Raw genomic sequence first — 302 nt, 5'->3', positions numbered from 1 at the left:
TTTCATATATCTGGCTATGAGTAAAGTTATGTTAAGTAGGGAATATGCTTGATTTACTGGTTTGTGGACAACCTCTAATGCCGTATCTGCTGTTCAGCATGGTTGTTTGTCAGCGGAATGTTTTCTGGGTCATCTAAAAAATTCCACATCATTCTTTCAGATTTCAAAATATTTTTCGCAACTCGAGAAGCTCCAATTGCTTCAGGTAAGTAGGATATCTCCTTCAAGTAATACCTTGTACGTTTTCGCAATTTCCTGGCACGTCTGGTAAATCTAAAAACATAGTTGATCTATCTCATTTT

General features: G+C 36.4%; 1 pseudogene. It reads right to left on the bottom strand.

The features are described from left to right. Window positions 1-77 precede the first annotated feature (77 nt). Window positions 78-281: pseudogene (locus BA053_RS07065) on the bottom strand (IS66 family transposase); the annotation flags it as partial. Between the last annotated feature and the right edge of the window lie 21 nt (window positions 282-302).

This window comes from Wolbachia endosymbiont of Nomada ferruginata (assembly GCF_001675785.1).
Taxonomy (GTDB): domain Bacteria; phylum Pseudomonadota; class Alphaproteobacteria; order Rickettsiales; family Anaplasmataceae; genus Wolbachia; species Wolbachia pipientis.
The sequence above is the reverse complement of the archived record's forward strand: the minus strand, read 5'-3'. Positions and strand labels throughout refer to the sequence as shown.